Annotated in this window: 17 protein-coding genes; 10 read left to right on the plus strand and 7 right to left on the minus strand. The window is 72.1% G+C overall.

Features of this window, described 5'->3' with window-relative positions; translation table 11 throughout:
- Window positions 1–3 precede the first annotated feature (3 nt).
- The 5 genes from H4696_RS07300 (at window position 4) to H4696_RS07320 (ending at window position 5,914) form a co-directional block, all read left to right on the plus strand.
- Window positions 4–927, plus strand: a complete 924-nt coding sequence (locus H4696_RS07300; protein ID WP_086856794.1) for a GHMP family kinase ATP-binding protein — start codon at window positions 4–6, stop codon at window positions 925–927.
- A gap of 5 nt (window positions 928–932) precedes the next feature.
- Entirely contained in the window at window positions 933–1,958 is a 1,026-nt protein-coding gene (locus H4696_RS07305) for a pyridoxal-phosphate dependent enzyme (protein ID WP_086856795.1), read from the plus strand.
- Window positions 1,916–3,148, plus strand: coding sequence for an ATP-grasp domain-containing protein (locus H4696_RS07310; protein WP_143264940.1), 1,233 nt, complete (start codon window positions 1,916–1,918; stop codon window positions 3,146–3,148). Before H4696_RS07305 ends, H4696_RS07310 begins: the two co-directional genes overlap by 43 nt.
- A 157-nt stretch (window positions 3,149–3,305) precedes the next feature.
- Complete coding sequence (locus tag H4696_RS07315; RefSeq protein ID WP_086856797.1) at window positions 3,306–4,781, plus strand: argininosuccinate lyase; 1,476 nt, start codon at window positions 3,306–3,308, stop codon at window positions 4,779–4,781.
- A 17-nt stretch (window positions 4,782–4,798) separates the two neighbouring features.
- Window positions 4,799–5,914 carry a GntG family PLP-dependent aldolase gene (locus H4696_RS07320; protein ID WP_249026861.1) on the plus strand — a complete coding sequence of 372 codons (1,116 nt, stop codon included), beginning with the start codon at window positions 4,799–4,801 and terminating at the stop codon, window positions 5,912–5,914.
- 61 nt (window positions 5,915–5,975) lie between these two features.
- On the opposite strand, the gene H4696_RS07325 is transcribed toward H4696_RS07320, so the two are convergent.
- The gene (locus H4696_RS07325) at window positions 5,976–6,857 is read right to left on the minus strand and encodes an aldo/keto reductase (RefSeq protein WP_086856798.1); all 882 of its coding nucleotides are present in this window, start codon (window positions 6,855–6,857) and stop codon (window positions 5,976–5,978) included.
- An 83-nt stretch (window positions 6,858–6,940) separates the two neighbouring features.
- On the opposite strand from H4696_RS07325, the gene H4696_RS07330 reads away from it, so the two are divergent.
- A complete protein-coding gene (locus tag H4696_RS07330; RefSeq protein WP_086856799.1) occupies window positions 6,941–7,501 on the plus strand; it encodes a TetR/AcrR family transcriptional regulator in 561 nt (186 codons plus the stop codon).
- 1 nt (window position 7,502) lies between these two features.
- On the opposite strand, the gene H4696_RS07335 is transcribed toward H4696_RS07330, so the two are convergent.
- The 5 genes from H4696_RS07335 to H4696_RS07355 are packed head-to-tail and all read right to left on the minus strand — an operon-like array spanning window position 7,503 to window position 13,520.
- The gene (locus tag H4696_RS07335) at window positions 7,503–9,506 is read right to left on the minus strand and encodes a glycoside hydrolase family 31 protein (protein ID WP_086856800.1); all 2,004 of its coding nucleotides are present in this window, start codon (window positions 9,504–9,506) and stop codon (window positions 7,503–7,505) included.
- Between the two features lie 9 nt (window positions 9,507–9,515).
- Window positions 9,516–10,319 (minus strand): carbohydrate ABC transporter permease, encoded by an 804-nt coding sequence (locus tag H4696_RS07340; RefSeq protein WP_086856801.1) that lies wholly within the window; start codon window positions 10,317–10,319, stop codon window positions 9,516–9,518.
- The gene (locus H4696_RS07345) at window positions 10,316–11,254 is read right to left on the minus strand and encodes a carbohydrate ABC transporter permease (RefSeq protein ID WP_086856802.1); all 939 of its coding nucleotides are present in this window, start codon (window positions 11,252–11,254) and stop codon (window positions 10,316–10,318) included. Before H4696_RS07345 ends, H4696_RS07340 begins: the two co-directional genes overlap by 4 nt.
- Window positions 11,251–12,477, minus strand: a complete 1,227-nt coding sequence (locus tag H4696_RS07350; RefSeq protein WP_086856803.1) for a sugar ABC transporter substrate-binding protein — start codon at window positions 12,475–12,477, stop codon at window positions 11,251–11,253. Before H4696_RS07350 ends, H4696_RS07345 begins: the two co-directional genes overlap by 4 nt.
- A gap of 35 nt (window positions 12,478–12,512) precedes the next feature.
- The gene (locus H4696_RS07355; protein ID WP_086856804.1) at window positions 12,513–13,520 is read right to left on the minus strand and encodes a LacI family DNA-binding transcriptional regulator; all 1,008 of its coding nucleotides are present in this window, start codon (window positions 13,518–13,520) and stop codon (window positions 12,513–12,515) included.
- Window positions 13,521–13,866: 346 nt separating this feature from the next.
- Between H4696_RS07355 and H4696_RS07360 the strand changes: the two genes are divergently transcribed.
- Entirely contained in the window at window positions 13,867–16,782 is a 2,916-nt protein-coding gene (locus H4696_RS07360) for a glycoside hydrolase family 3 C-terminal domain-containing protein (RefSeq protein WP_192782132.1), read from the plus strand.
- A 534-nt stretch (window positions 16,783–17,316) separates the two neighbouring features.
- On the opposite strand, the gene H4696_RS07365 is transcribed toward H4696_RS07360, so the two are convergent.
- Window positions 17,317–18,132 (minus strand): SAM-dependent methyltransferase, encoded by an 816-nt coding sequence (locus H4696_RS07365; protein WP_086858025.1) that lies wholly within the window; start codon window positions 18,130–18,132, stop codon window positions 17,317–17,319.
- A 76-nt stretch (window positions 18,133–18,208) separates the two neighbouring features.
- On the opposite strand from H4696_RS07365, the gene H4696_RS07370 reads away from it, so the two are divergent.
- From H4696_RS07370 to H4696_RS07380, 3 genes are all read left to right on the plus strand, one after another.
- Window positions 18,209–19,528, plus strand: coding sequence for a cytochrome P450 (locus H4696_RS07370; RefSeq protein WP_086858026.1), 1,320 nt, complete (start codon window positions 18,209–18,211; stop codon window positions 19,526–19,528).
- A 72-nt stretch (window positions 19,529–19,600) separates the two neighbouring features.
- Complete coding sequence (locus tag H4696_RS07375; protein ID WP_086858027.1) at window positions 19,601–20,692, plus strand: alpha/beta hydrolase; 1,092 nt, start codon at window positions 19,601–19,603, stop codon at window positions 20,690–20,692.
- A gap of 89 nt (window positions 20,693–20,781) precedes the next feature.
- The gene (locus tag H4696_RS07380) at window positions 20,782–22,872 is read left to right on the plus strand and encodes an EAL domain-containing protein (RefSeq protein ID WP_192782133.1); all 2,091 of its coding nucleotides are present in this window, start codon (window positions 20,782–20,784) and stop codon (window positions 22,870–22,872) included.
- The last annotated feature ends 18 nt before the right edge of the window (window positions 22,873–22,890 follow it).

Consider the following 22,890-nt stretch of genomic DNA (forward strand, 5'->3'; position numbering starts at 1 on the left):
GCCATGACCGAAGACCTCGCGGTCGCCGCACCGGCCCCCGCCACCGTCACCGACCCGCGCGCCGGCAGCTTCCGCGTCGACGCCCATCACGGCGAGATCCTGCAAGGGGTGTTCGCGACCGGCGGCCGGCTGCGCCGTGGCCTGGTCACCCTGCCGTGCCCGCTCTACAGCACCCGCGCCACCTTCCTGCCCACCGAGGACAGCGGCACGACCGTGCGGCCCGCGTGGCGCACCAAGGCCCGCCGCGCCGCCGACCTCACCCTGGCCCGGCTCGGCCACCCGGTGCCGGGCGGGCTCCTCGACATCACCAGCGACATCCCGTTGTGTCGCGGCTTCGGCTCCTCGACGGCGGACGTGACGTCGGCGATCGGCGCGGTCCTCGCCGCGACCGGCCGCCGGCTCACGGCCGCCGAGGTCGGCGCGCTGGCCGTCGAAGCCGAAACCGCGTCCGACTCGCTCATGTACGGCGGCCGGGCCGTGGTCTTCGCCCATCGCGAAGGCGAGCCGATCGAAGACCTCGGCGAGCTGATGCCGCTGGCCGTCCTGGGGTTCGGCACCAGCCCGGGCGGCCGCGGCGTCGACACCCTGGAACTCACGCCCGCGCGCTACACGTCGTGGGAGATCGAGGCGTTCCGCCCGCTGCGTGGCCTGCTCCGGCGGGCCATCGCCGACGGGGACGCGGGCCTGCTCGGCCGCGTCGCCACCGCCAGCACCCTGCTCAACCAGCGCCACCTGCCCGTCCCCGGACTGGACGACATCCTCGCCGTCGCCCGCGCCGCCGGGGCCACCGGCGTGCAGGTCGCCCACAGCGGCGACGTCGCCGGGCTGATCTTCGACGCGACCGACCCCGAAACCCCGGCGCGGCTGGAGTTCGCCGCGGCGCGGCTCGACGTGACCGAAACCTGGCAGTTCGAAACCGAGAGGTGAGTCCGATGACCCTTGCCGCACCCGCTGTCAGCCGGTCCGTCGTGGAGGCGACCGAGCTGCCCCGGATCATCCGCGTCCGGCCCAACTTCCACGTCGCCGCCTTCGGCCTGATGAAGCTGCTGCCCGCCCGGTTCATGCTCGACCGCGCCGAAGAACGCGGCGAAGTCGGCCCGGGCACGACCGTGCTCGAGACGTCGTCGGGCACCTTCGGCCTCGGCCTCGCCATGGTCTGCCGGCTGCGCGGCTACCCGCTCACGATCGTCGGCGACCCGGCGATCGACGCACCGCTCAAGCGCCGGCTCGAACACCTCGGCGCCCGCGTCGAGATCTGCCCGGAGCCCAGCCCGGTCGGCGGGTACCAGCGCGCGCGGCTGGACCGGCTCGAGGAACTGCGCGCGGAGTACCCCAACCACTGGGTACCCGGCCAGTACAGCAATCCCGACAACCCGCGGTCCTACGCGCTGGTGGCCGAGCAGCTCGCCGAGACGATCGGCGTGCCGGACTGCCTCGTCGGCGCGGTCGGCTCCGGCGGTTCGACGTCCGGCACGAGCTCCTTCCTGCGGATGCTCGTCCCGGAAATGACGCTGATCGGCGTCGACACCCAGCGCAGCGCCATCTTCGGCCAGCCGGACGGGCCGCGCGTGCTGCGCGGGCTCGGCAACAGCCTGGTGCCGCCCAACGTCGAGCACGGCAGCTACGACCAGGTGCACTGGATCGGCGCGGCCGAGGCGTTCGCCGCGACGCGGGAGCTGTACGCGCGCCACTGCCTGTTCATGGGCCCGACCAGCGGCGCGTCGTTCAAGGTGGCGGACTGGTTCGCGCGCCGGAACCCGGACGCCACCGTCGTCGCGCTGCTACCGGACGAGGGCTACCGATACCAGGACACCGTCTACTCCGACGAGTGGCTGCGCGCGCAGGGGCTGGCGCACGCGGGGGCGGCCGAGCCGTACGAAGTGCTCACGCCGACCGAGCCCGGCGGGTCGTGGACGTGGCTGAACTGGGGCCGGCGGTCGCTCGCCGACGCGTCGTGATGCGCACGCTGCTGCTCGTCGAGAGCAACACGACCGGCACCGGGCGGCTGTTCGCGCGCCAGGCCCGCTCGCTGGGGTTCGAGCCGGTGCTGGCCGCGGCCGATCCGTCCCGGTACCCGTACGCGGCCGAGGACGGCGTCCGCGTCGTCCGGTGCGACACGGCGGACGCGTGCGCGGTGCTGGCTTCGGACGTCGGCGAACCCGCGGGCGTGACGACCAGCTCGGAGTACTTCATCCCGGTGGCGGCGCGGATCGCGGCGAAGCTGGGCCTGCCCGGACCGGATCCCCTCGCCGTGACGGAGTGCCGGAACAAGGCACACCAGCGGGCCGTGCTGGGGGCGCCGTGCACGGTGGCGACGTCCGTGGAAGAGGCCGTCGCGGCGGCCGTCGAGTTCCCGGTCGTGCTGAAGCCGGCCGAGGGCTCGGGCAGCGTAGGCGTGCTGCGGTGCGAGACGCCGGAGGCGGTCGCGACGCAGGCGGCGGCACTGCTTTCGGTGACGCACAACGAACGCGGGCTGCCGGTGCCGGCGCAGGTGCTCGTGGAGCCGTATGCGAGCGGGCCGGAGTACTCGGTGGAGCTGTTCGGCGACGTCGTGGTGGCGGTGGTCCGCAAGCACCTCGGCCCGGCGCCGTACTTCGTCGAGGTCGGCCACGACGTCCCGGCGGCGCTGCCGCCCGCGGACGAGACGGCGCTGATCGACACGGCCCGGGCGGCGGTGACCGCGCTGGGCCTGGGCTTCGGCGCCGCGCACGTCGAGATCCGCCTGACGCCGTCGGGCCCGCGGCTGATGGAGGTCAACCCGCGTCCGGCGGGCGGCATGATCCCGGAGCTGGTCCGCGCGGCGACCGGGGTCGACCTGGTGGCGGCGCAGGTTTCCGCCGTGCTGGGCCTGCCGCCGGACCTGCGGGCCTCCCGCCGGGCGTGCGCCTCGCTGCGGTTCCTCACCGCGACCTCGTCTTCGGTGGTGTCGGCGGGGGACGCGGCGGAGCGGGCGGCGGCCGTCCCGGGCGTGGCCGAAGCCCGGCTGTCCCGCCCCGACGGCACCGTGGTCCGCCCGGCGCGGGACTACCGCGACCGGGCCGGGCACGTCCTCGCCGTTTCCGACCGCCCCCGCGGCGCCCGTGCGGCGGCCGCGGCCGGCCTCGACCGCCTGCGTGCCGCCCTGATCCCGGAAGGCCCCCACCGATGACCCTGCGGTTCCTCATCGCCACCGTCGCGCAGACCGCCGCGGTCCGCCCGCCGAGTGTCTTGAATGACTCATTCAGGTCACCGGAGGTCCTGAATGAGTCATTCAAGACCTCCGGGCCCGCCGAACCCCACCCGGAGACCCCGGAAGGAGCACCTCGATGACCATCGCCCCAGGCGGGACCGGCAGGCTCACCAGCCCCATCTCCGCCGCGGCCAGGGAAATCCTCTTCGACCGCGACACCGCACCCGCACCCGATCCGGTCGCGGCCGAGCTCGGGCTGATCAGCCAGGTCGACCGCGCCCACGTCGTCATGCTCGCCGAACGCGGCATCGTCGGGCCGGGTCCCGCGGCCGAACTCCTGCGCGGCATCGAAGACCTGCGGGCCCGGCGGTTCGCGCCGCTGCACGACGTCCCCGCGCCCCGCGGCCGGTACCTCGCCTACGAATCCCACCTGATCGACACCCTCGGCCCGGAAGTCGGCGGAGTCCTCCACAGTGGACGGTCGCGCAACGACCTCAACGCCACCGTGGTCCGGCTCCGGCTGCGCGAACCGCACGAACGGCTGCTCGCCGAGTCCGACGCCCTCGGCCGCGCTCTCCTGGACCGTGCCCGGCGCTGGGCCGAGGTCACCATGCCCGCCTACACCCACCACCAGCCCGCCGTGCCGATCACCTACGGCCACTACCTGGCCGGGGTGGCGAGCGCGCTCGTCCGGGACGTCGAAGGCGTGTGGCAGGCCGGGGCGGAGCTCGACCAGAACCCGCTCGGCGCGGGCGCGGTCGGCGGCACGTCGCTGCCGGTCGACCAGCACCGCACCACCGCGCTGCTCGGGTTCGCCGCGCCGCTGGCGAACTCGCTGCACGCGGTCGCGTCGCGGGATCTGGTGCTGCGCCAGCTGTCCGCGGCCACCGTGCTCGGCGTGCTGCTCTGCCGCGTCTCGCACGACCTGCAGGCGTGGACCAGCGCCGAGGCCGGGCTGCTGCGGCTGGCCGACGACGTCGTCGGGTCGAGCTCGATGATGCCGCAGAAGCGCAACCCCTTCCTGCTGGAGCACGTCCAAGGGCGGGCGCTGGCGCCGCTCGGCGCGTTCACCGCGTCGGCGAGCGCGATGGCCACCGCCCGCTTCACCAACGCCATCGCGGTCGGCACCGAAGCCGTGGCCCCGGCGTGGGCGGCGCTCGAAGCGGCGACCGACGCCGTCGTGCTGCTCCGGCTGGTCGTCGAGGGCGCCGAACCGGTGCCGGAGCGGATGTACGACCGCGCGGTCGACGGCCAGACCGCGGCCACCCACCTCGCCGAACGGCTCGTCGACGCCGGTGTCCCGTTCCGGCAGGCCCACCACGACGTCGGCGCGATCGCCAAGGAGGCACTGGCCGGGAACCTGCCGCTGCACGAGGTTGCCCGCGTCCGGCTGGCCGGGCAGCCCCCGCACGTCCTGGCCGCGCTCGACCCGGCCGAAGTCGCGCAGCACGCGGCGTACGGCGGCGGCCCGGCGCGGGAGTCCGTGCTCGCCGCCGTGACCGAGGCCGAAACCGCGTTCGCCCGCATCCGGGCGGCCGCCGAAGAACGCCGCTGGCGCTGGAGCCAGGCCGAAATCGGCCTCGACGACGCCGTCCGAACCCTCATCCGCTGACCGCCAAGGAGCCTGTTGTGACCACTTTCGCCGACGACCTCGCGACCCTCCGCCCGGAGACCTCCGCCAACCAGGGCGCGTACGTCGAACTCCGCAGCGACACCTTCACCCTGCCGACGCCCACGATGCTGGAAGCCGCCGCGCGTGCCCCGCTCGGCGACGACGTCTACGGCGAGGACCCGACCGTGGACCGGCTGGAGCAGCTGTCCGCCGAGCTGCTCGGCAAGCAGGCCGGCTGCCTGATGCCGAGCGGCACGATGGCCAACCTGACCGCGCTGCTGGCGCACTGCCCGCGTGGCGGCAAGGCGATCGTCGGGCACGAGTCCGATGTGTACGTCTACGAAGCCGGCGGCGCGTCGCTCTGCGGCGGCATCGTCTACGACCCGCTGCCGAACCTGCCCGACGGCACGATCGACCCGGCCGCGATCGCCGAGGCGTGTGCGGTGGACCGCAGCGACCCGCAGATCGCGCCGCCCGCGGTGCTCAGCCTGGAAACCCCGCAGAACCGCTGCGGCGGGCTGCCGCTGCAGCTGGACTACCTCAGCGAGGTGTCCCGGCTGATCCGCTCCCACGGCGTCGCCCTGCACCTCGACGGCGCCCGCCTGTTCAACGCGGCGGTCGCGCTCGGCGTCAGCCCGGCCGAGGTCGCGAAGCACGCGGACACCGTGCAGATCTGCCTGTCGAAAGGCCTGTGCGCCCCGATCGGCTCGGTCCTGGTCGGCGACCGCGTGACGATCGCGGCGGCCCGCCGCATGCGCAAGATGCTCGGCGGCGGCATGCGCCAGGCCGGCATGATCGCGGCCTGCGGCATCGTCGCACTGACGGAGATGACCGAGCGCCTGGCCGACGACCACGCCCGCGCGGCCCGCCTGGCCCGCGGCCTGTCCCGCATCCCGGGCGTCCGGCTCGACCCGGGCCCGCCGCTGACCAACATGGTGTTCTTCAAGGTCCGCGACGACCGCTACACGACCCGCACTCTGATCGAAGCGGCCCGGCGCCGCGGGATCCGGGTGGAGGAGCTGGGCCACGACCGCATCCGCGCGGTGACCCACGCGGGCGTGGACGACGACGCGGTGGACCGCGCGGTCTCGGTGTTCGGCGACCTCCTGGGCCACGACGCGATGGTGCGCTGACGGCGGTGTCTTGAATGAGTCATTCAGGACCTCCGGTGACCTGAATGACTCATTCAAGACCTCAGCCCAGCGCGGCGTCCAGCGACCGCGACGGGACCGCGTCCAGCGCCGACAGCGTCTCGGCGTCCAAAACCACCGACCCAGCCGCGATGTTCGCCTCCAGGTGCCCGACGCTCGCCGTACCCGGGATGAGGTGGACGTTCGGCGCGTGGTGCAGCAGCCACGCCAGCCCGATCTGCGCCGGCGTCACCCCCAGCGCCGCCGCCGCGGCCTGGACCGCCGGCTCGTCCGTCACCTTCGGCAGGCCCGGGAAAGCGCCGCCCAGCGGGAAGAACGGCACCCACGCGATGTCCTCCGCCAGGCACAGCCGGAGCATTTCCTCGTCGTCGCGGGCGACCAGGCTGTAGGCGTTCTGCACGCAGGCGATGCCCGCCGGCAGGGCGCGCCGGAGGGTGTCGAGGCCGACGCTGCTGAGGCCGATCGCGCCGATCTTGCCTTCGTCGCGCAGCGCCGTCAGCACCGCGAGCTGGTCGTCGACGTCGACCAGCTGGTCGCCCTCGGCCAGCAGGCCCGGCCGCAGCTCCGCGCGGCGCAGGTTGACCAGCGTGACCCGCTCGGTGCCGAGCGTCCGGAGGTTGTCCTCGACGCTCTTGCGGAGTTCTTCGGGCCGCTGCGCGAGGCGGAGCGGGATCGGGCCGCCCGGGTCCGGGTCGGCGCCGACCTTGGTGGCGATCAGGACGTCGTCGCCGGCCGCCTCGCGGATGACGTCGTTGACGAAGCCGTTGCCGTAGAACTCGGCCGTGTCGATGTGGTCGACGCCCAGGTCCAGGGCCCGGCGCAGCAGGGCGACGGCCGCGGCCCGGTCCTCGTGCAGGCGCTCGAGCTGCATCGCGCCGAACCCGACGCGGGAGACGGTGCGGCCGGCTAGCTGGCTGGATGACATGGCTGTCCCGCTTTCGTGCGATGATGGCGAAGCGGAGGAACCTCCGCTAAGTCGACCGTAGCACAACCGGAGGGACCTCCGTTTTGCCTTCGTCCGAAACCGGGCGCCCGGTGCGCGCCGACGCGCGCCGCAACCGCGAGAAGCTCGTCGAGGTCGCGCGCGCCGCGTTCGCCACCGACGGCGCCGTCGCGCTCGAGACCATCGCCCGTGAGGCCGGCGTCGGGATCGGGACGCTCTACCGGCACTTCCCGACCCGCGAGGCTCTCGTCGAAGCCGTCTACGCGGCCGAGCTGGACGACGTCTGCGCCAGTGCCCCGGCACTGCTCGAGCAGCACCCGCCCGCGGTGGCGCTGCGCGCGTGGATGGACCGCTACGCCGCCTTCTTCGCGACCAAGCTGGGCATGGCCGACACCCTCCGCGTCAGCCTCGGGACCGGGCGCATCGTCACGGCGGAGACCCGGCGGCGCATCGTCGCGGCGATCGGCGCGATCCTCGAAGCCGGCGCGGCGGCGGGCACCCTGCGCGCCGACGCCGACCCCGAGGACGTCACCTTCGTGCTGCTGGGCGTGTTCCTCTCGGCCGGGCACGAGCCGGAGCGGATCGGGCGGCTGCTCGACCTCGTGGCGGACGCCGTGCGGCCCTGAGTCACTCCGGGCGGATCGGCAGCTCCACGTCGTCGCGCAGGAACAGCGGGATCCGGTCCGCCGGAGCCGGCGCCTCGACGCGAGTCCCTCCCGCATAACGGTTTCCGGTCACCGCGTCCGTCCACACGGCACCGGACGGCAGATACACCTCGCGGCTCGTGACGCCCGCTTCGAGCACCGGCGCGACCAGGAGGTCCGGGCCCAGCAGGAAGGCGTCCTCGACCGTCCAGCACTCCGGGTCGGCCGGGAAGTCGACGAACAGCGGCCGCATCGGCGGGATGCCCTGCTCGTGCGCCACCCGCATCTGCGCCATCAGGTACGGCCGCAGCCGTTCCCGCAGCCGCAGCGACGCCGTGATGGCCGTGTAGGCGGAGTCGCCGTACGACCAGACCTCGTTGGGGCCGCCGGTCATGTCCGGCCCGAACGGCGGGCGCGGGTCGCGGAAGCCGTGCAGGCGGAACAGCGGGCAGCACACGCCGTACTGGAACCACCGGACCATCAGCTCCCGGTACTCCGGCGACGCCGGGTCGCCGCCGTGGAAGCCGCCGATGTCCGTGGTCCACCACGGGATCCCGGCCAGCGCGACGTTCAGCCCCGCCCGCACCTGCGCGCGCAGCGACGCCCACGTCGCCGCCACGTCCCCCGACCAGAGCGCGGCCCCGTACCGCTGGCTGCCCGCCCACGCCGAGCGGGACAGCAGCACCACCTCGTCGTCGCCCTCGGCGCGGATGCCGTCGTGGAACGCCTGCGCGTTCGCCTGCGGGTAGAGGTTGAACACCTCCGCGCCCGGCCCGGCGTGGAAGCCGAGGTTGTGCGGGTGGCCGGGCTGGATCTCCGGCTCGTCGCCGTCCAGCCACCACGCGCGCACGCCGAGGTCGTAGTAGTTCTCCTTGACCTTGGCCCAGACGAACCGCCGCGCCGCCGGGTTCGTCGCGTCGTAGAACGCGACCGGCATCTCGACGTCGAACCCCTTGTCCTTCCAGGGCGCGTGCGCCGGGACCCCGCTCTCGGCGGCGACCAGCAGGCCGCGTTCGTGCAGCTCCTGGTAGTTCGCCGACAGCGGGCTGACCGACGGCCACACCGACACCATCAGCTTGACGCCGAGCTCGTCCAGCTCCCGGATCATCCCGGCCGGGTCCGGCCACTCGGCCGGGTCGAACCGCCAGTCGCCGAGGTGCGTCCAGTGGAAGAAGTCCGCGACGATCACCGACAGCGGCAGTCCCCGCGCGTGGTATTCGCGCGCCACGGCCAGAAGCTCTTCCTGGGTGCTGTAGCGCAGTTTCGACTGCCAGAACCCGGCCGCCCACTCGGGCAGCATCGGCGCGTGCCCGGTCGCGTCGGCGTAGTGGCCCAGGATCTGGCGCGGGCCGTCGCCGGTGGTGATCCAGTAGTCGAGCTGGCGGGCGTCGTCGGCGACCCAGCGGGTGCCGTTGGCGGCCAGCTCGACCCGCCCGACGGCCGGGCTGTTCCACAGGAAGCCGTAGCCGCGGCTGGAGAGCAGGAACGGCACCGACACCTCGGCGTTGCGCTGCACCAGGTCGAGCACCAGGCCCTTCTGGTCGAGCCGGCCGTGCGTGTGCTGCCCGAGCCCGTACAGCCGCTCGTCGTCGTAGGCGGCGAACCGCTGTTCGAGCCGGCCGTAGCCGTTGCGGGACGGCATGAACAGCCGCGCGCCGGGCCACCAGAAGTGCGCCCGCTGCTCGGAAAGCAGCTCCTCGCCGGTGTCCGTGCGGACGAACTTCAGCTGCGCGTCGATCCCGGTGTCGGTGTCGGCGACCGCCACGATCGCGGTGAGCGCGCCGTTGACGACGCGCCCGGTGCGGCCGTCGGCCGAGGCGGTCGCGGCGGACGGCTTCGCGGGCAGCAGCGCGCCCGGCACGTCGTCGAGGATCTTGTGCCGCCCGGCGCGCACGCGCAGGCTCCCGTCGCCCCACGGCTCGACGCGCAGCACCTCGTGCCGCACGCGGACCTCCAGCGCGCGGCCGTCTTCGGTCGTGGCGATCAAGCGCTCTCCTTAGTCTTTGACGGCGCCGCTGGTCAGCCCGGCGACGACGTACCGCTGGGCGACGACGAGCAGGACGGCCGCGGGGATCGCGGCGAGGACGGCGGTGGCCATGATCCCGTTCCAGTCGGCGGACTGGTTACCGACGAACCGGTAGATGCCCACGGTGATCGGTTCGAACGACTGCCCGGTGGTGAGGGTGACGGCGAACAGGAAGTCCGCCCAGGCGAACAGGAACGAGAACAGGCCGGCGGTGACGAGCGCGTTGCGGCTGACCGGCACGATGATCGAGAAGAACGTCCGCCAGTACCCCGCGCCGTCCACTCTGGACGCTTCGGTCAGCTCCTTCGGCACCGAGATCATGAACGCCCGCAGCAGGAGCACGGCGAACGGGATGGTCGCGGTCGAGTCCGCCAGCACCAGCCCGAGGTAGTTGTCGATCAGGCCGAGGTTGCTGAACACCGTGTAGAGCGCGTTCGCCATCACGATGCCCGGGATCATCTGCACGATGAGCAGCACGAACACCAGCACCGGACCGCCGCGCACCTTCAGCTGGGCCAGCGCGTACGATGCCGGCGCGGCGATCACCAGCGACACGAGCACCGTGCCGAGCGCGACGACGACGCTGGAGAGCAGGTTCGGCCCCTGCGTCGACCACGCTTTCCGGTAGCCGTCCAGGGTGCCGCCGACCGGGAAGAACGCCGGGTCCGGGCGCAGCAGCGCGCCGCTGGGCTGCAGGGACGCGTTGACCATCCAGTACAGCGGGAACAGCAGCACCGCGACGATCAGGACGCCGAAGACCGTCCGGGCTTTCACGCCGCCGCCTCGGCCAGTGTCGCCTTCGCCGAGCGCAGGTAGAGCAGCCCGAACACCGTCGCCACCAGGATGAGGACGTTGCCGACCGCGGCGCCCTGCCCGAACGCGAAGTCCTGGAAGGACAGCCGGTAGGACCACGTCGTCAGCGTCTGGGTCGCGTTGGCCGGCCCGCCGCCGGTGACCACCATGATCACGTCGAACACCTTGATCGTGTAGACCAGCCCGAGCATGAGCACGATCCCGGTGACCGGCCGCAGCAGCGGCCAGGTGACGTACCGGAACCGCTGCCAGGGACCGGCGCCGTCCAGTGAGGCGGCTTCGTAGAGCGACGCGGGGATCGCGCGCAGCCCGCCGTGCAGGATGACCAGGTTGAACGGGATGCCGATCCAGATGTTGGTGAGGACGACCGCCGGCAGCGCCCAGCCGGTGCTGCTGAGCCACGGCACCGCGTCGAGACCCACCGCGCGCACCGCGGCGTTGAGCACGCCGTGGTCCTGGTCGAACATCCAGCGCCAGACCGCGCCGCTGACCACCAGCGGCAGCAGCCAGGGGAGCAGCAGCAGCGACCGCAGCAGTGCGCTGCCGAGGAAGCGGCCGTTGAAGAACACCGCCAGCGCCAGCCCGATGCCGAACTGGAAGACCAGCGACCCGGCGGTGAACAGGACCGTGTTGATTACCGCCGTCGAGAACAGCGGGTTGCCGAACACGGCGGCGTAGTTGGCGAGGCCGACGAAGGGTGCTTCGCCGGTGTAGAACGACTTCACCGTGTAGTCCTGCGTGCTCATCACGACGTTCGCGGCCAGCGGGTAGCCGAAGAACACGACGACGTAGCCGAGCGCGGGCAGCAGGAACAGCCACGCGGCGAACCGGTTGTCCCGCCGGGACTTGCGGCCGGCGCGGGGTGGCGCCGTGACGGCCGGGGCGACCAGAGTCACGACCCGCTCGCCTGCTGCGCGGCCTTGAGAGCCTGGTCGGCGGGCAGCTTCCCGGTCAGGGCCGCCTGGAGGGCGTCGGCCAGCGCCTGCGAGACCTTGGGGTACTTCTCGCCGAGTTCCGCGGTGCGGGAGCGGGCGGTGCCGACCTCGTCGACGAACGCCTGCATCGCGGGCTGCTGGGCGCCGAACTTGGCCGCGGTGGCCGTCTTCGACGGGATGTAGGCGTGCGCCTTGCTCCACTCCAGCATCGTCGGTTCCGAGAGGATGCAGGAGAGCACCTTGCCCGCGGCCTGCTGGGTGGGGCCGCCGGTGACCGGCACGGCGCCGACCTCGCCGCCGAGGGCGACCACCGGCTTGGCGCCCGCCTGCGGCACCGGGATCGGCACGACGCCGTAGTGCAGGGACTGCTGCTCGTCGAGCCGGGCCAGGTTCCACGACCCGTTGACCATCATCGCCGCGTTGCCCGCGACGAACTGGTCGGCGACGTCGTTCTGGTTCCAGGTCACCACGGACTTCGACGCCGACCCGGAGTTCACCAGGTCCGTCACGAATTGAAGCGCTTTCACGGACGGCGCGGAGTCCAACTGGGACAGTTCTGCCCCGTTGCTCCAGAAGAACGGCAGGAACTGCCAGGTGCCTTCTTCGGAGGGGATGGCGGAGAAGGCGAGCCCGTACTTGCCGTCCTTGGTCAGCTTGGCCGCGGCGGTCTTGAGCTCGTCCCAGGTCTTCGGCGGCTGGACGCCGGCCGCGGCGAGGAGGTCCTTGTTGTAGATCAGCGCGAGCCCGTTGACGCCGGGGGCCACGCCGTACACCTTGTCCTGGTAGGTCCCGGCCTTGACGATGCTCTCGTAGTAGCCGTCGGTGGTGATGCCGTAGTCGGCCAGCGGGGTCAGCGCGCCGGTGGCGGCGACCTGCTGCAGCGTCGGGTTGTCGGTGAACAGCAGGTCCGGCAACGTCTTCGAGCTGGCGCCCTGCAGGACCTTCGGCAGCATCTGGTTCGTCGGCACCTTCTGCCGCTCGATCTTGATGCCGGTCTGGCCCGCGCACGTGTCGAGGATCTTCTGCCAGGCCGCCGATCCCTGCTCGTCGGCGTAGTAGTCGAGCTCGGTGATCGAGCCGGCGGGCTGGGCGTTGTTCGACGTCGTGGGCGCGGGACTGGGGCTGCAGGCGGCCAGGAGCGCGGCGCTCGCGGCCAGGACGAGGGCGCGACGGGCTACGGGCATGGCGATTCTCCTTCGGCGGTGGAGCAGAACCGGGATCAGGCTCGGGGCGCGGCCGTGCTTTCGCGCCGGGTGAGACGAGGCCCGAGCAGGCGGACCTCCGGGGTGGTGTGGCCGGCGAGCCGGCGCATCGTCATCTCGACGGCCTGGGTGCCGACCTCCTCGGCCGGGATGGCCACGTTGGTCAGCGCGACGGCGTGCTGCTCGGCCATGCTGTCCGGGCAGACCGCGATGACCGAGATGTCCTCGGGCACGCGCAGGCCGCGGTGGCGCAGCTCCGCCAGCAGGCCGGGCAGGACGGCTTCGTTGTGCACGACCAGGCCGGTCAGGTCCGGGTCGGCGGTGAGCAGGTCGTCGAGGCAGGCGCTCACCGCTTCGTAGGAGTGGGCGCACGGCCGGTTCGCCGCCCGCACTTCACGCGTCTTCGCCGCTTCGTCGAAGCCGCGCAGGAACCGGGTCGCGTAGCTCGTCCCGCGCCGGTAGACGGCGGGGGAAGGGCCGATCAGCCCGATCGAGCGGTGCCCGAGCTCGGCCAGGTGCGCGACGCACGCCGAGGCGGCGGCGGTGAAGTCGAGGTCGACGCAGCTGAGCCCGGCCGGGTGGTCGGGCACGCCGATGAGTACCACCGGCAGGTCGAGCGCGAGCAGCATCGGCACCCGCGGGTCGGCGGTTTCGACGTCCATCACCATCAGCGCGTCGGCGATCGCCGAGGACGCCACCCGCTGCAGCGCGGCGGGGCCTTCGTCCTTGGTGAGCAGCAGCAGGTCGTGGTCGTGCGCGCGGGCCGCGGTGACCGCCGAGGCGACGAACTCCATCACCACGGCGACGTTGAGGTCGGTGCGCAGCGGGACGACCAGTGCCAGTACGTTGGTCTTGCTGCTGGCCAGCGCCCGCGCGCCGGCGTGCGGGTGGTAGCCGAGCTTGCGGATGCTGTCCTCGACCAGCCGCCGGGTCTTGGGCGAGATCGAGCGCTTGCCGCTGATCACGTACGACACCGTGCTGGGGGCGACTCCCGCCGCGCTCGCGACGTCGTTGATCGTGACCACGGGCAGCCTCCTGGGGACGGGGCGGGAGATCATTGTCGAAGCGCATCGACGATGGCACGAAGGTAAGCGACACCCGCCGGAAACACAAGCGTGATTCGCGATTCCCCGCAATTCGATTCCCATTCGACAGCGATGGTGTTCGTCGAAATTGTCGAACGCCGCTGATGGCGGTTCTTCGCGCAGCTCAGGGGCAAGTTCCGGCCGTTCGCGCGGAGTAGCTGGGAGCGTGCCCAGCAAGTCTTGACCTGCCGTCGACGCGGCTGTAATAGTCGTCCGCATCCCCACCTTCGACGCGAATGTTCCGCGCCGCGCCGTCGAAACGATTCGACGAATCCGGAGGCCGTCCGTGCGCCAGTCCCCGTTCCGCCGCGTCCTCGTCCCGGTGGTGACCGCGACCCTGCTGCTGGCCCCGTCGCCGGCGCTCGCGGCGCCGCCACCGCCGTTCCGCGATCCGGCGCTGCCGGTGGCCGCGCGGATCGACGACCTGCTGTCCCGGCTGACCGCGGACGAGAAGATCTCGCTGCTGCACCAGTACCAGCCCGCCATCCCGCGGCTCGGCATCGGCGTGTTCAAGACCGGCACCGAAGCCCTGCACGGCGTCGCGTGGTCGACGGACTACGACAACAACGGCGCGGTCGTGAAGGCGGACGGCACCGTGTTCCCGCAGGCCGTCGGCCTGGCTTCGACGTGGGACCCGGCGCTGGTCAAGCAGGTCGGCGCGGCGGTCGGGCAGGAGGCCCGCGGCTTCAACGCGCGGAACCCGACGCTGTGGGGCTTGAACCTGTGGGCGCCGGTCGTCAATCTGCTGCGCGACCCGCGCTGGGGCCGCAACGAGGAGGGCTACTCCGAGGACCCGCACCTGACCGGCGCGCTGGCGACCGCGTACGGCCGCGGCATCCAGGGCGACGACCCGCGCTACCTGCAGGCCGCCCCGACGTTGAAGCACTACCTGGCCTACAACAACGAAGTCAGCCGGGACACCAGCAACTCCTCGGTGCCGCCGAAGATCCTGCACGACTACGACGAGCAGGCGTTCAAGATTCCCCTGGAAGCCGGTGCGGCCAACGCCGTGATGCCGTCGTACAACCTGGTCAACGGGCGCCCGAACACCGTGAGCCCGGACCTCGGCGGCGCGCTGCGGAAGTGGGCGCCCCAGGACATCGCCGTCGTCAGCGACGCCGGCGCACCGTCCAACCTGGTCAACTCCGAGAAGTACTACGCCACCAAAGCCGAAGCCGACGCGGCGGCGATCAAGGCCGGGCTCGACAGCTTCACCGACAACGACACCAACGGCGCGATCACCGTCGCCGCGGTCAAGGAAGCGCTCGAGCGCGGGCTGCTGACGATGGCCGACGTCGAAAAAGCCGACCGCCACCTGCTTTCGCTGCGGTTCCGGCTCGGCGAGTTCGACCCGCCGGGCCGCAACCCGTACGCGAAGATCACCCCGGCGGTGATCAACTCCCCGGCGCACCAGGCCCTCGCGCGCAAGGCCGCGGACGAACAGGTCGTGCTGCTGCGCAACAACGCGAACGCGCTGCCGCTCTCTGCTGCCGCCGGCCGGAAGGTCGCGGTCGTCGGCCCGCTCTCGGACACGCTGTACGAGGATTGGTACAGCGGCGCGATGCCGTACCGCGTCACCCCGAAGCAGGGCATCGCCGAGCGGGCCGCGGTGACGTCGTCCGAAGGCGTCGACCGGATCGCGCTGAAAGATCTGGGTACCGGCCGCTACCTGACCGCGCCCGCGACCGCGGGCAAGGTGACCGCCGGCGGGACCACGGCGGGCACTCCCGAGTCCTTCGACGTCTACGACTGGGGCGCGGGCAAGAACACCCTGCGTGCCGCCGCGAACGGCAAGTTCCTGAGCTTCTCCGGCGGCGCCCTGGTGAACGACGCCGACCAGCCGTCGGGGTGGTTCGTGCAGCAGCAGCTGAAGCTCGACCCGCAGCCGGACGGCAGCTACGTCCTGGAGTACGCGGGCAACGAGGTGAACGAGCCGTGGTTCGGCCCGAACCGCTTCGCCGCCGTGGGGGCCGACGGGGTGCTGACGATCTCCGCCCCGGACGCCGCGCACGCCACGAAGTTCGGCCGCGAGGTGCTGAGCAGCGGGATTTCCTCGGCGGTCGACGCGGCCCGCGGCGCGGACACGGCCGTCGTCGTGGTGGGCAGCATGCCGTTCATCAACGGCCGCGAGGCGAACGACCGGACCAGTACTTCACTGGCCCCCGCGCAGCGCGCGCTGATCGAGGCGGTCGCGAAGGCCAACCCGCACACCGTGGTCGTGGTCGAGAACAGCTACCCGACGACCGGCTGGGACACGCTGCCCGTACCGGCGATCGTGTGGACCAGCCATGCCGGCCAGGAGACGGGACACGCGGTGGCGGATGTCCTGTTCGGCGACGTCGACCCGGGCGGACGGCTCACTCAGACGTGGTACGCCTCGGACGAAGGGCTGCCGAGCATCCTCGACTACGACATCTCCAAGACCGGGATGACGTACCAGTACTACCGCGGGAAGCCGTTGTACCCCTTCGGGTACGGCCTGAGCTACACGAGCTTCCGGTACGGCCCCACGCGGGCTTCGCTCGCCGGTTCGTCGGTGCGGGTGAGCGTGGACGTGACGAACACGGGTGCTCGTGCGGGAACGGACGTCGTCCAGCTGTACTCGAAGGATTCCGGCGTGCAGCGGCTGCGGGACTTCGAGCGCGTGACGCTCGCCCCGCACCAGACGCGCACGGTCCAGTTCTCGGTTCCGGTGGCGGACCTGGCGGCGTGGGACCCCGCGCGGGGACGATCCGTGGTGACGGCCGGGTTCCGCGAGTTCTCGGTGGGCCGCAACGCGGTCGACCTCGGCGCGGCGCAGCGGGTGTTCGTGCCGGGGGAGCGGGCGCTGCCCCGTGACCTGAGCCGGTCGACTCCGGCGGAGAACTTCGACGACTACTCCGGGATCACGCTCACGGACACGGCCAAGACGTCCGGCACGTCGGTGGCGGCCGCGGCCGGGAACTGGGTGGCTTACCGGAACGTGGCTTTGAACGGGCCCGCGCGGTTCTCGGCTTCAGTGTCCACAGTGGAGCCTTCCAGCGTCACGGTCCGCCTGGACTCACCAACCGGCCCCGTCCTGGGCACGGCCCAGGTGCCGTCCACCGGGGACCGGTACGCGTACACGACGGTGACGGCGGCCCTGGCCAAGGCGACCGGACGCCACGACGTCTACCTCACGTTCGACGGACCGGTGAACCTGGCCACCTTCTCCCTGCGGTGATGGGATGTCATGAACGGGTCGTTCACCACGTCTGGCGACAGGGCCCCGGCAAAGTCGGCTCAGCACGGCCGATCCGGCTGCCCGCATGTCATAAACGGGTCGTTCACCTCACCAGACGACCTGAACGAGTCGTTCACGACATCACGGCCGGGGTCCCGGCAAAGTCACGCGGCCGGGCCGCTCCGCCGCCGGTGACCCGCTCGCCCCACGTCTTGGATGACTCATTCAGGTCTTCGGAGGTCCTGAATGAGTCATTCAAGACGCTGGTGCAACGCTGCGGGCTGCACCGACGCGACTTTGCCGGAGCCCTGACGTCTGGCGAGGTGAACGACGCGTTCATGACGTGCGGGCGGTGACCGATGCGGCGGCTGGGTCTGGTGTTCTGGTCCGGGCGCATCCGCCGGCCGCCTCGGCCTGACTTTGCCGGAGCCCTGGGGCCGACGTCTTGAATGAGTCATTCAGGACCCCAGAAGACCTGAATGACTCATTCAAGACACCCCACACGCGCCCCGCGTGCCAGGATGCCTGCGGTGATCAGGGTTTCCGGCCCACCCCGGCGTACGGCAGCGCGTTGATCGCCGGGTCGTCGGACATGTCCCCGGCGCCCTCCGGCTTCCACATCGCGCAGCCGACCACGCCCGGGTCCACCAGCTCGAAGCCGTCGAAGAAGGCGAGGACCTCGTCGTGGGTGCGGGGGACCGGCTGGTTCTGCTGGTCCTGGTTGCTCTTGTACACCTCGACCGCCTCGTCGAGGCGCTGGGAGTCCGAGTCCGCCGCGACGTGCGTGACGGCCAGGAAGCTGCCCGGGGCCAGGCGGTCGCGGTAGCGGGCGAGGATGCCCACCGGGTCCCACGAGTCCGGGACGAAGTGCAGCAGCAGCAACATGAACACGGCGACCGGCTCGTCGAGGTCGAGCAGCTTGCCCGCGCCGTCGAAGATGTCGTTGACGTCGCGCAGGTCCGCCTGCAGCACCAGGGTGTTGTCGTTGTCCTGCAGCAGCAGTTCGCTGTGCGCGACCGCGACGGACTCGCGGTCGACGTAGACCACCCGGCACGACGGGTCGGCCTGCTGGACGATCTCGTGCAGGTTGCCCACCGTCGGGATGCCGGAGCCGATGTCGAGGAACTGCCGGACGCCCTGGCCGACCAGGTAGCGCGCGGCGCGGCGCAGGAACGCGCGGTTGAGGCGGGCCGCGTCGCGGACGCCCGGCATGATCTTGAGGATCTGCTCGCCGAGCGCGCGGTCCGCGGCGAAGTTGTGGTCGCCGTCGAGCCAGAAGTCGTACACCCGCGCCGGGTTCGGCACCGAGGTGTCGATCTCCGGCGGTACCCAGCTCAGCTCCCCGGTCACAGGACCTCCCACCCTCGCGGACTCCGGAGCCGCGGAGTCTAGCGCTAAGCTGGCGCGGTCACGAGGAGACGAGGCCATGACGAACTTCCCCGGTCGCTGGCCCGTGCTCGGGCACACCGTGCCCCTGCTGCGCGACCCGCTGAAACTCTTCACTTCCCTGCCCGCGCACGGAGAAGTCGTCAAACTCCACCTCGGCCCGCTGCCGGTGCACGTGGTCACCACCCCGGAGCTGGCCTGGCAGGTGCTCGCCACCGACGCCGACAAGTTCGACAAGGGCCTGGTCTTCGACAAGATGCGCCCGCTCTTCGGCGACGGGCTGGCCACGTCCAACGGCGAGCTGAACCGCCGCCAGCGCCGCCTGGTCATGCCCGCGTTCGGCCGCACCCGGATCGCCGGCTACGCCGAAAACACCATGACGAAGCTGGCCGACGAGCTGACGAGTTCCTGGCAGCCCGGCGAAGTCGTCGAGTTCGACCAGCGCATGCAGGACCTCGTGCTGACCATCGCCGGGCAGACGCTGTTCTCCACCGCGCTCGGCGACGAAGCGCTGTCGGAGATCCAGCGCTCGATCCCGGTCATGCTCAAGTACGTGCTGGTCCGGGCCTTCTCGCCGAAGTTCGTGGAGCGCCTGCCCATCCCGCCGAACCGCAAGTTCGACGCCGCGGCCGCGCGCCTGCGGGACGTCATCGGCGAAACCGTCGTCGCCGCCCGTGAACAGGGCGCGGACCACGGCGACCTGCTCTCGATGCTGCTGCTGGCCCGCGACGAAGACACCGGCGAGGGCATGTCCGACCGCCAGGTGCACGACGAGGTCATCACGATCCTCACCACCGGCGCGGAAACCACCGCCGTGGCGCTGGCCTGGTTCTTCCACGAGCTCGGGCAGCACCCGGACGTGGAACGGCGCTTCCACGCGGAGGTCGACGAAGTCCTCGGGGGCCGGGCCGCGCGCTTCGAAGACCTGCCGGACCTGGTGTACACGCACCAGATCGTCAACGAGATCGTCCGCCGCACCCCGCCGCTGATCCTGATGCGCCGCGCCCGCGAGGACGTCGAGCTGGGCGGGGTCCGGATCCCGGCCGGCACCGAGGTCGCGGTCAGCCAGCACACGCTGCACCGGGACCCGCGGTGGTTCCCGGACCCGGACCGGTTCGACCCGGACCGCTGGACGCCCGGCCACACCGCGGAACTGCCGAAGGGCGCGTACATCCCGTTCGGCGCGGGCGCCCGGCTGTGCCCTGGCCACGTGTTCGCGCCGACGGAGATCGGCATCGTCGCCGCCACCATCGGGGCGCGCTGGCGCCTGGTCCCGGTGCCGGGCAAGAAGGTGTACGCGCAGCTCAAGGCGACGATGCAGCCGAACCGCCTGCCGATGACGGTGGTGCCCCGGACCTGACGGTGCCGGTTCCACTACCGGGTGTAGTGTTCTCGGGTCCGAACAGCCCGGCCCCATCCGGAGGAGTACGGCGTGAGACTGCCGGTCAAGCTGACGTCCGCGTTGTTCGCCTGCGGGGTTCTGCTCGCTTCGCTGACCGCGGCGATGCCCGCCGAAGCCGCCTCGATCTCTTGCACCGACACGGATTTGCCGGTCACCGGTCCCGGGCTGCCGCCGCTGGTGCCGGGCGCGCCGGCGACCGTGCACGGCCGGCTGTGCCTGCCCGCCGGCGAGGCACCGGACACCGTCCAGCTGCTCGTGCACGGCGGGACGTACAACAGCGCGTACTGGGACCTGCCCTATGACCCGCAGCGGTACTCCTACCAGCGCGACATGGCCGCCCACGGCTACGCGACGTTCGCCGCGGACCAGCTCGGCGCCGGGCGCAGCAGCCACCCGCTGAGCCTGCCGCTGTCGGTCTGGGCCGCGGCCGAGTCGATGCACGAGGTCGTCGGGCACCTGCGCGCCGGGCGCGTCGGCGGGGTGCCGTTCGCGAAGGTGGTCATCGTCGGGCACTCGGTCGGGTCCGGGGTCGTCGCCGTGGAGGCGTCGACCTACCACGACGTCGACGGCGTGGTCCTCACCGGCATCACGCACCTGCCCGCCCTGCCGGTGCTCGCCCTCGGCGCGGCCCTCGGCCTGCAGCCGGCCCTGCTCGACGGCCAGCTCGGCTCGCTGGGCAGCGATCCGCTGTACTTCACGACGAAGCCGGGCGCGCGTGCCGGGCTGTTCTACGCCGACGGCGACGCCGACCCGGCGGTCATCGCGGCGGACGAAGCCACCAAGGACCAGGTTTCGGTGCCCGGGATGGGCACGGTGGCGTTGTTCGGGATCGTGTTGCCGGCGACGCAAGGAATTACCGCACCGGTTTTGCAGGTGGTGGGGGAAAAGGACGTCCTTTTCTGCGGTCTGCTCGCCCTGCGTGACTGCGCGCACCCCGATGTGCTGCGGGCGCAGGAAGCGCCGTACTACGCCGACCCGTCGAAGCTGTCGATGTACGTCCTCCCGGGGGCGGGGCATTCCGTCGCGTTGCACGAAAACGCCGCCGATTACCGGGATGCCACCCGATCGTGGCTGCAGGGCGACCTGGGGATCGCTCCGCAGGGTTATCACTCGATTGGATGAATGCTGTTTCGTGCGCCGGACGCCTTTTCGCGCCAAGATAAATCGGCCATCAGACCGGTGCGCGTGCGTCGAAACCAGGACAGGCTGAGGTGACTGCTCCCCAACCCCGCGGCGACCAGCCACGGAAGAAGCCGTCCGCCGAACGGGCGGCGCGGCGGCTCGGCACGCTCGCGCGCAAGTGGGGCTACCTGATCAGCACCACGGCGTACCTGCCGCACACGCCCGAGGAGATCGAGCGCGAGCTGGGCGTCCTGGTCACCACCGTCTTCGACGCCGTCGCCGGCGACCCGCCGGACCTCGACGCGGCCGCGGCCGTGGGCGGCAAGCTCGTCGAGCTGCGGTGCGTCGGCACGGACAGCCTGCGCCGCACCCTGGAGGTGCTCGGCAAGGCACTGGTGCGCGAGCCGGAGCTGCACCGCCTCGACGGGCTCGCCGAGCGGGTCGTCCTGGTGCTCGGCGCGCTGAGCTCGGGCTACGGCGAGATGCTGCGCGAGGACATCCAGAAGCGCCAGGAGGGCTTGAGCCGCGCGCTGCTGAAGGTGGAACAGGAGACGCGGCAGAAGCAGGTCATCACGCGCGCGCAGTTCGAAGAGGTCTTCGCCGGCTCGGCCAGCGGCGTCGCGCTCACCGAACTGGACGGCCGCGTGCTGCGGGCCAACGCGGCGCTCGCCAAGACGCTCAACCGCACGCCGGCCGAGATCGGCGCGCTGAGCCTGTTCGACCTGGTGCACCCCGAGGACGTCGAGCAGCTGCGGGACGGCTACCGCGAGCTCGTGGCGGGCAAGCTGCACCGGCTGCGCACCGGACGGCGGCTGGTCGGCAAGGACGGCGAGCCGATGTGGGCCACGTTCGCGGCGTCGGTGATCCGCGACGCCGTCGGCGCGCCCCGGCAGCTGCTCACGATCGTCGACGACGACACCGAGGTCTCGCTGCTGCAGCGGCGGCTGTCGCACCAGGCCCTGCACGACGTCCTCACCGGGCTGCCGAACCGCCAGTTCTTCAGCACCCGCTTGGAAACCCTGCTCCGCGACGCCGACCCGGCCCGCGGGGTCACGCTGTTCCACCTCGACCTCGACGGCTTCTCCCAGATCAACGGCGGGCTCGGCCAGGAGCTCGGCGACCGCGTGCTGCGCGGGGTCGCGGCGAAGCTCAAGACGATCTTCGACGGCGAGACGGCGCTGGTCGCGCGGCTCGGCGGCGACGAGTTCGGCGTGCTGGTGCAGAACGCGGCGGAGACGCCGGGAGTGCTGACGCTGGTCCGCCGCATCACCCACGAGCTCGCGGAGCCGGAGTACGTCGACGGGCAGCGCGGGGTGGCGGTGTCGGCCGCCATCGGCGTCGTGCACCGGCCGCCGCGCGACGTCACGCCGGTGGAGCTGCTGCGCGCGTCGGACCTGACGCTGCGGCGCGTGCAGCGCACGGGCAGCCAGTGGGGCCTGTTCGACCGGGAGCTGGACCGGCGCGACCGGCACGACTTCGGCCTGGCCGCTGGGATGGCGGGCGCTTGGGAGAACGGCGAAATCGAGGTCTGCTACCGGGCGCTGGTGTCCGCGGGCGACGGCGCCGTCCAGGGCGTCGAGGCCCGGCTGCGGTGGAACCACCCGGCCGAAGGGGTGCTCGAGCACGAAACGTGCCTGCGGCTGGCGACCGAAACCGGGCTGGCCCTGCCGCTGGGCACGTGGCTCCTGCGCACGGCGGCCGAGCGGCTGCTCGCGTCCGGGAGCGAACTGCCGCTCACCGTCGAACTCACCCCGCAGCAGGCCGCCGACCCCGAGCTGGTCGGCGAAATCCGCGGGGTGCTGGAGTCGACCGGCCTGGCCCCGGCGGCCATCCGGCCCGGCTTCCCGGCCGCGGCGCTGCTCGCGGAGTCCGGCGACGCGGCCGACAACCTCAAGGTGCTGGCCGAAATCGGCGTCCCGGCGGAACTGCACGGCGTCGCCGACGCCGCCTGCCTGACGGAGTTCCCGGCCCGCGCGGTCCGCCTCGCGCCGAGCCTGGTGGAGCGGCGCACCCACCCGCTCGTCGAGCCTTCGCTGACGGCGCTGATCGACGCGGCCCACCAGGCCGGCGCCGAAGTCGGCGTCGCCGGGGTGGCGGACGCGGACGAGGCGCGGTGGTGGCGGGAGCGCGGCGCCGACCGGCTGTCCGGCCCGGCGTTCCCCGAACCGCCCGGCCTTTAGCCAGCCCTGGCCCTGGCC

The sequence above is a fragment of the Amycolatopsis lexingtonensis genome (genome assembly GCF_014873755.1).
Lineage (GTDB): Bacteria > Actinomycetota > Actinomycetes > Mycobacteriales > Pseudonocardiaceae > Amycolatopsis > Amycolatopsis lexingtonensis.

Bases quoted from the DNA above. Each gene is read 5' to 3' on its own strand.
- H4696_RS07300 (WP_086856794.1), top strand. From the start codon at position 4: ATGACCGAAGACCTCGCGGTCGCCGCACCGGCCCCCGCCACCGTCACC.
- H4696_RS07305 (WP_086856795.1), top strand. From the start codon at position 933: ATGACCCTTGCCGCACCCGCTGTCAGCCGGTCCGTCGTGGAGGCGACC.
- H4696_RS07315 (WP_086856797.1), top strand. From the start codon at position 3,306: ATGACCATCGCCCCAGGCGGGACCGGCAGGCTCACCAGCCCCATCTCC.
- H4696_RS07325 (WP_086856798.1), bottom strand. From the start codon at position 6,857: ATGTCATCCAGCCAGCTAGCCGGCCGCACCGTCTCCCGCGTCGGGTTC.
- H4696_RS07350 (WP_086856803.1), bottom strand. From the start codon at position 12,477: ATGCCCGTAGCCCGTCGCGCCCTCGTCCTGGCCGCGAGCGCCGCGCTC.
- H4696_RS07370 (WP_086858026.1), top strand. From the start codon at position 18,209: ATGACGAACTTCCCCGGTCGCTGGCCCGTGCTCGGGCACACCGTGCCC.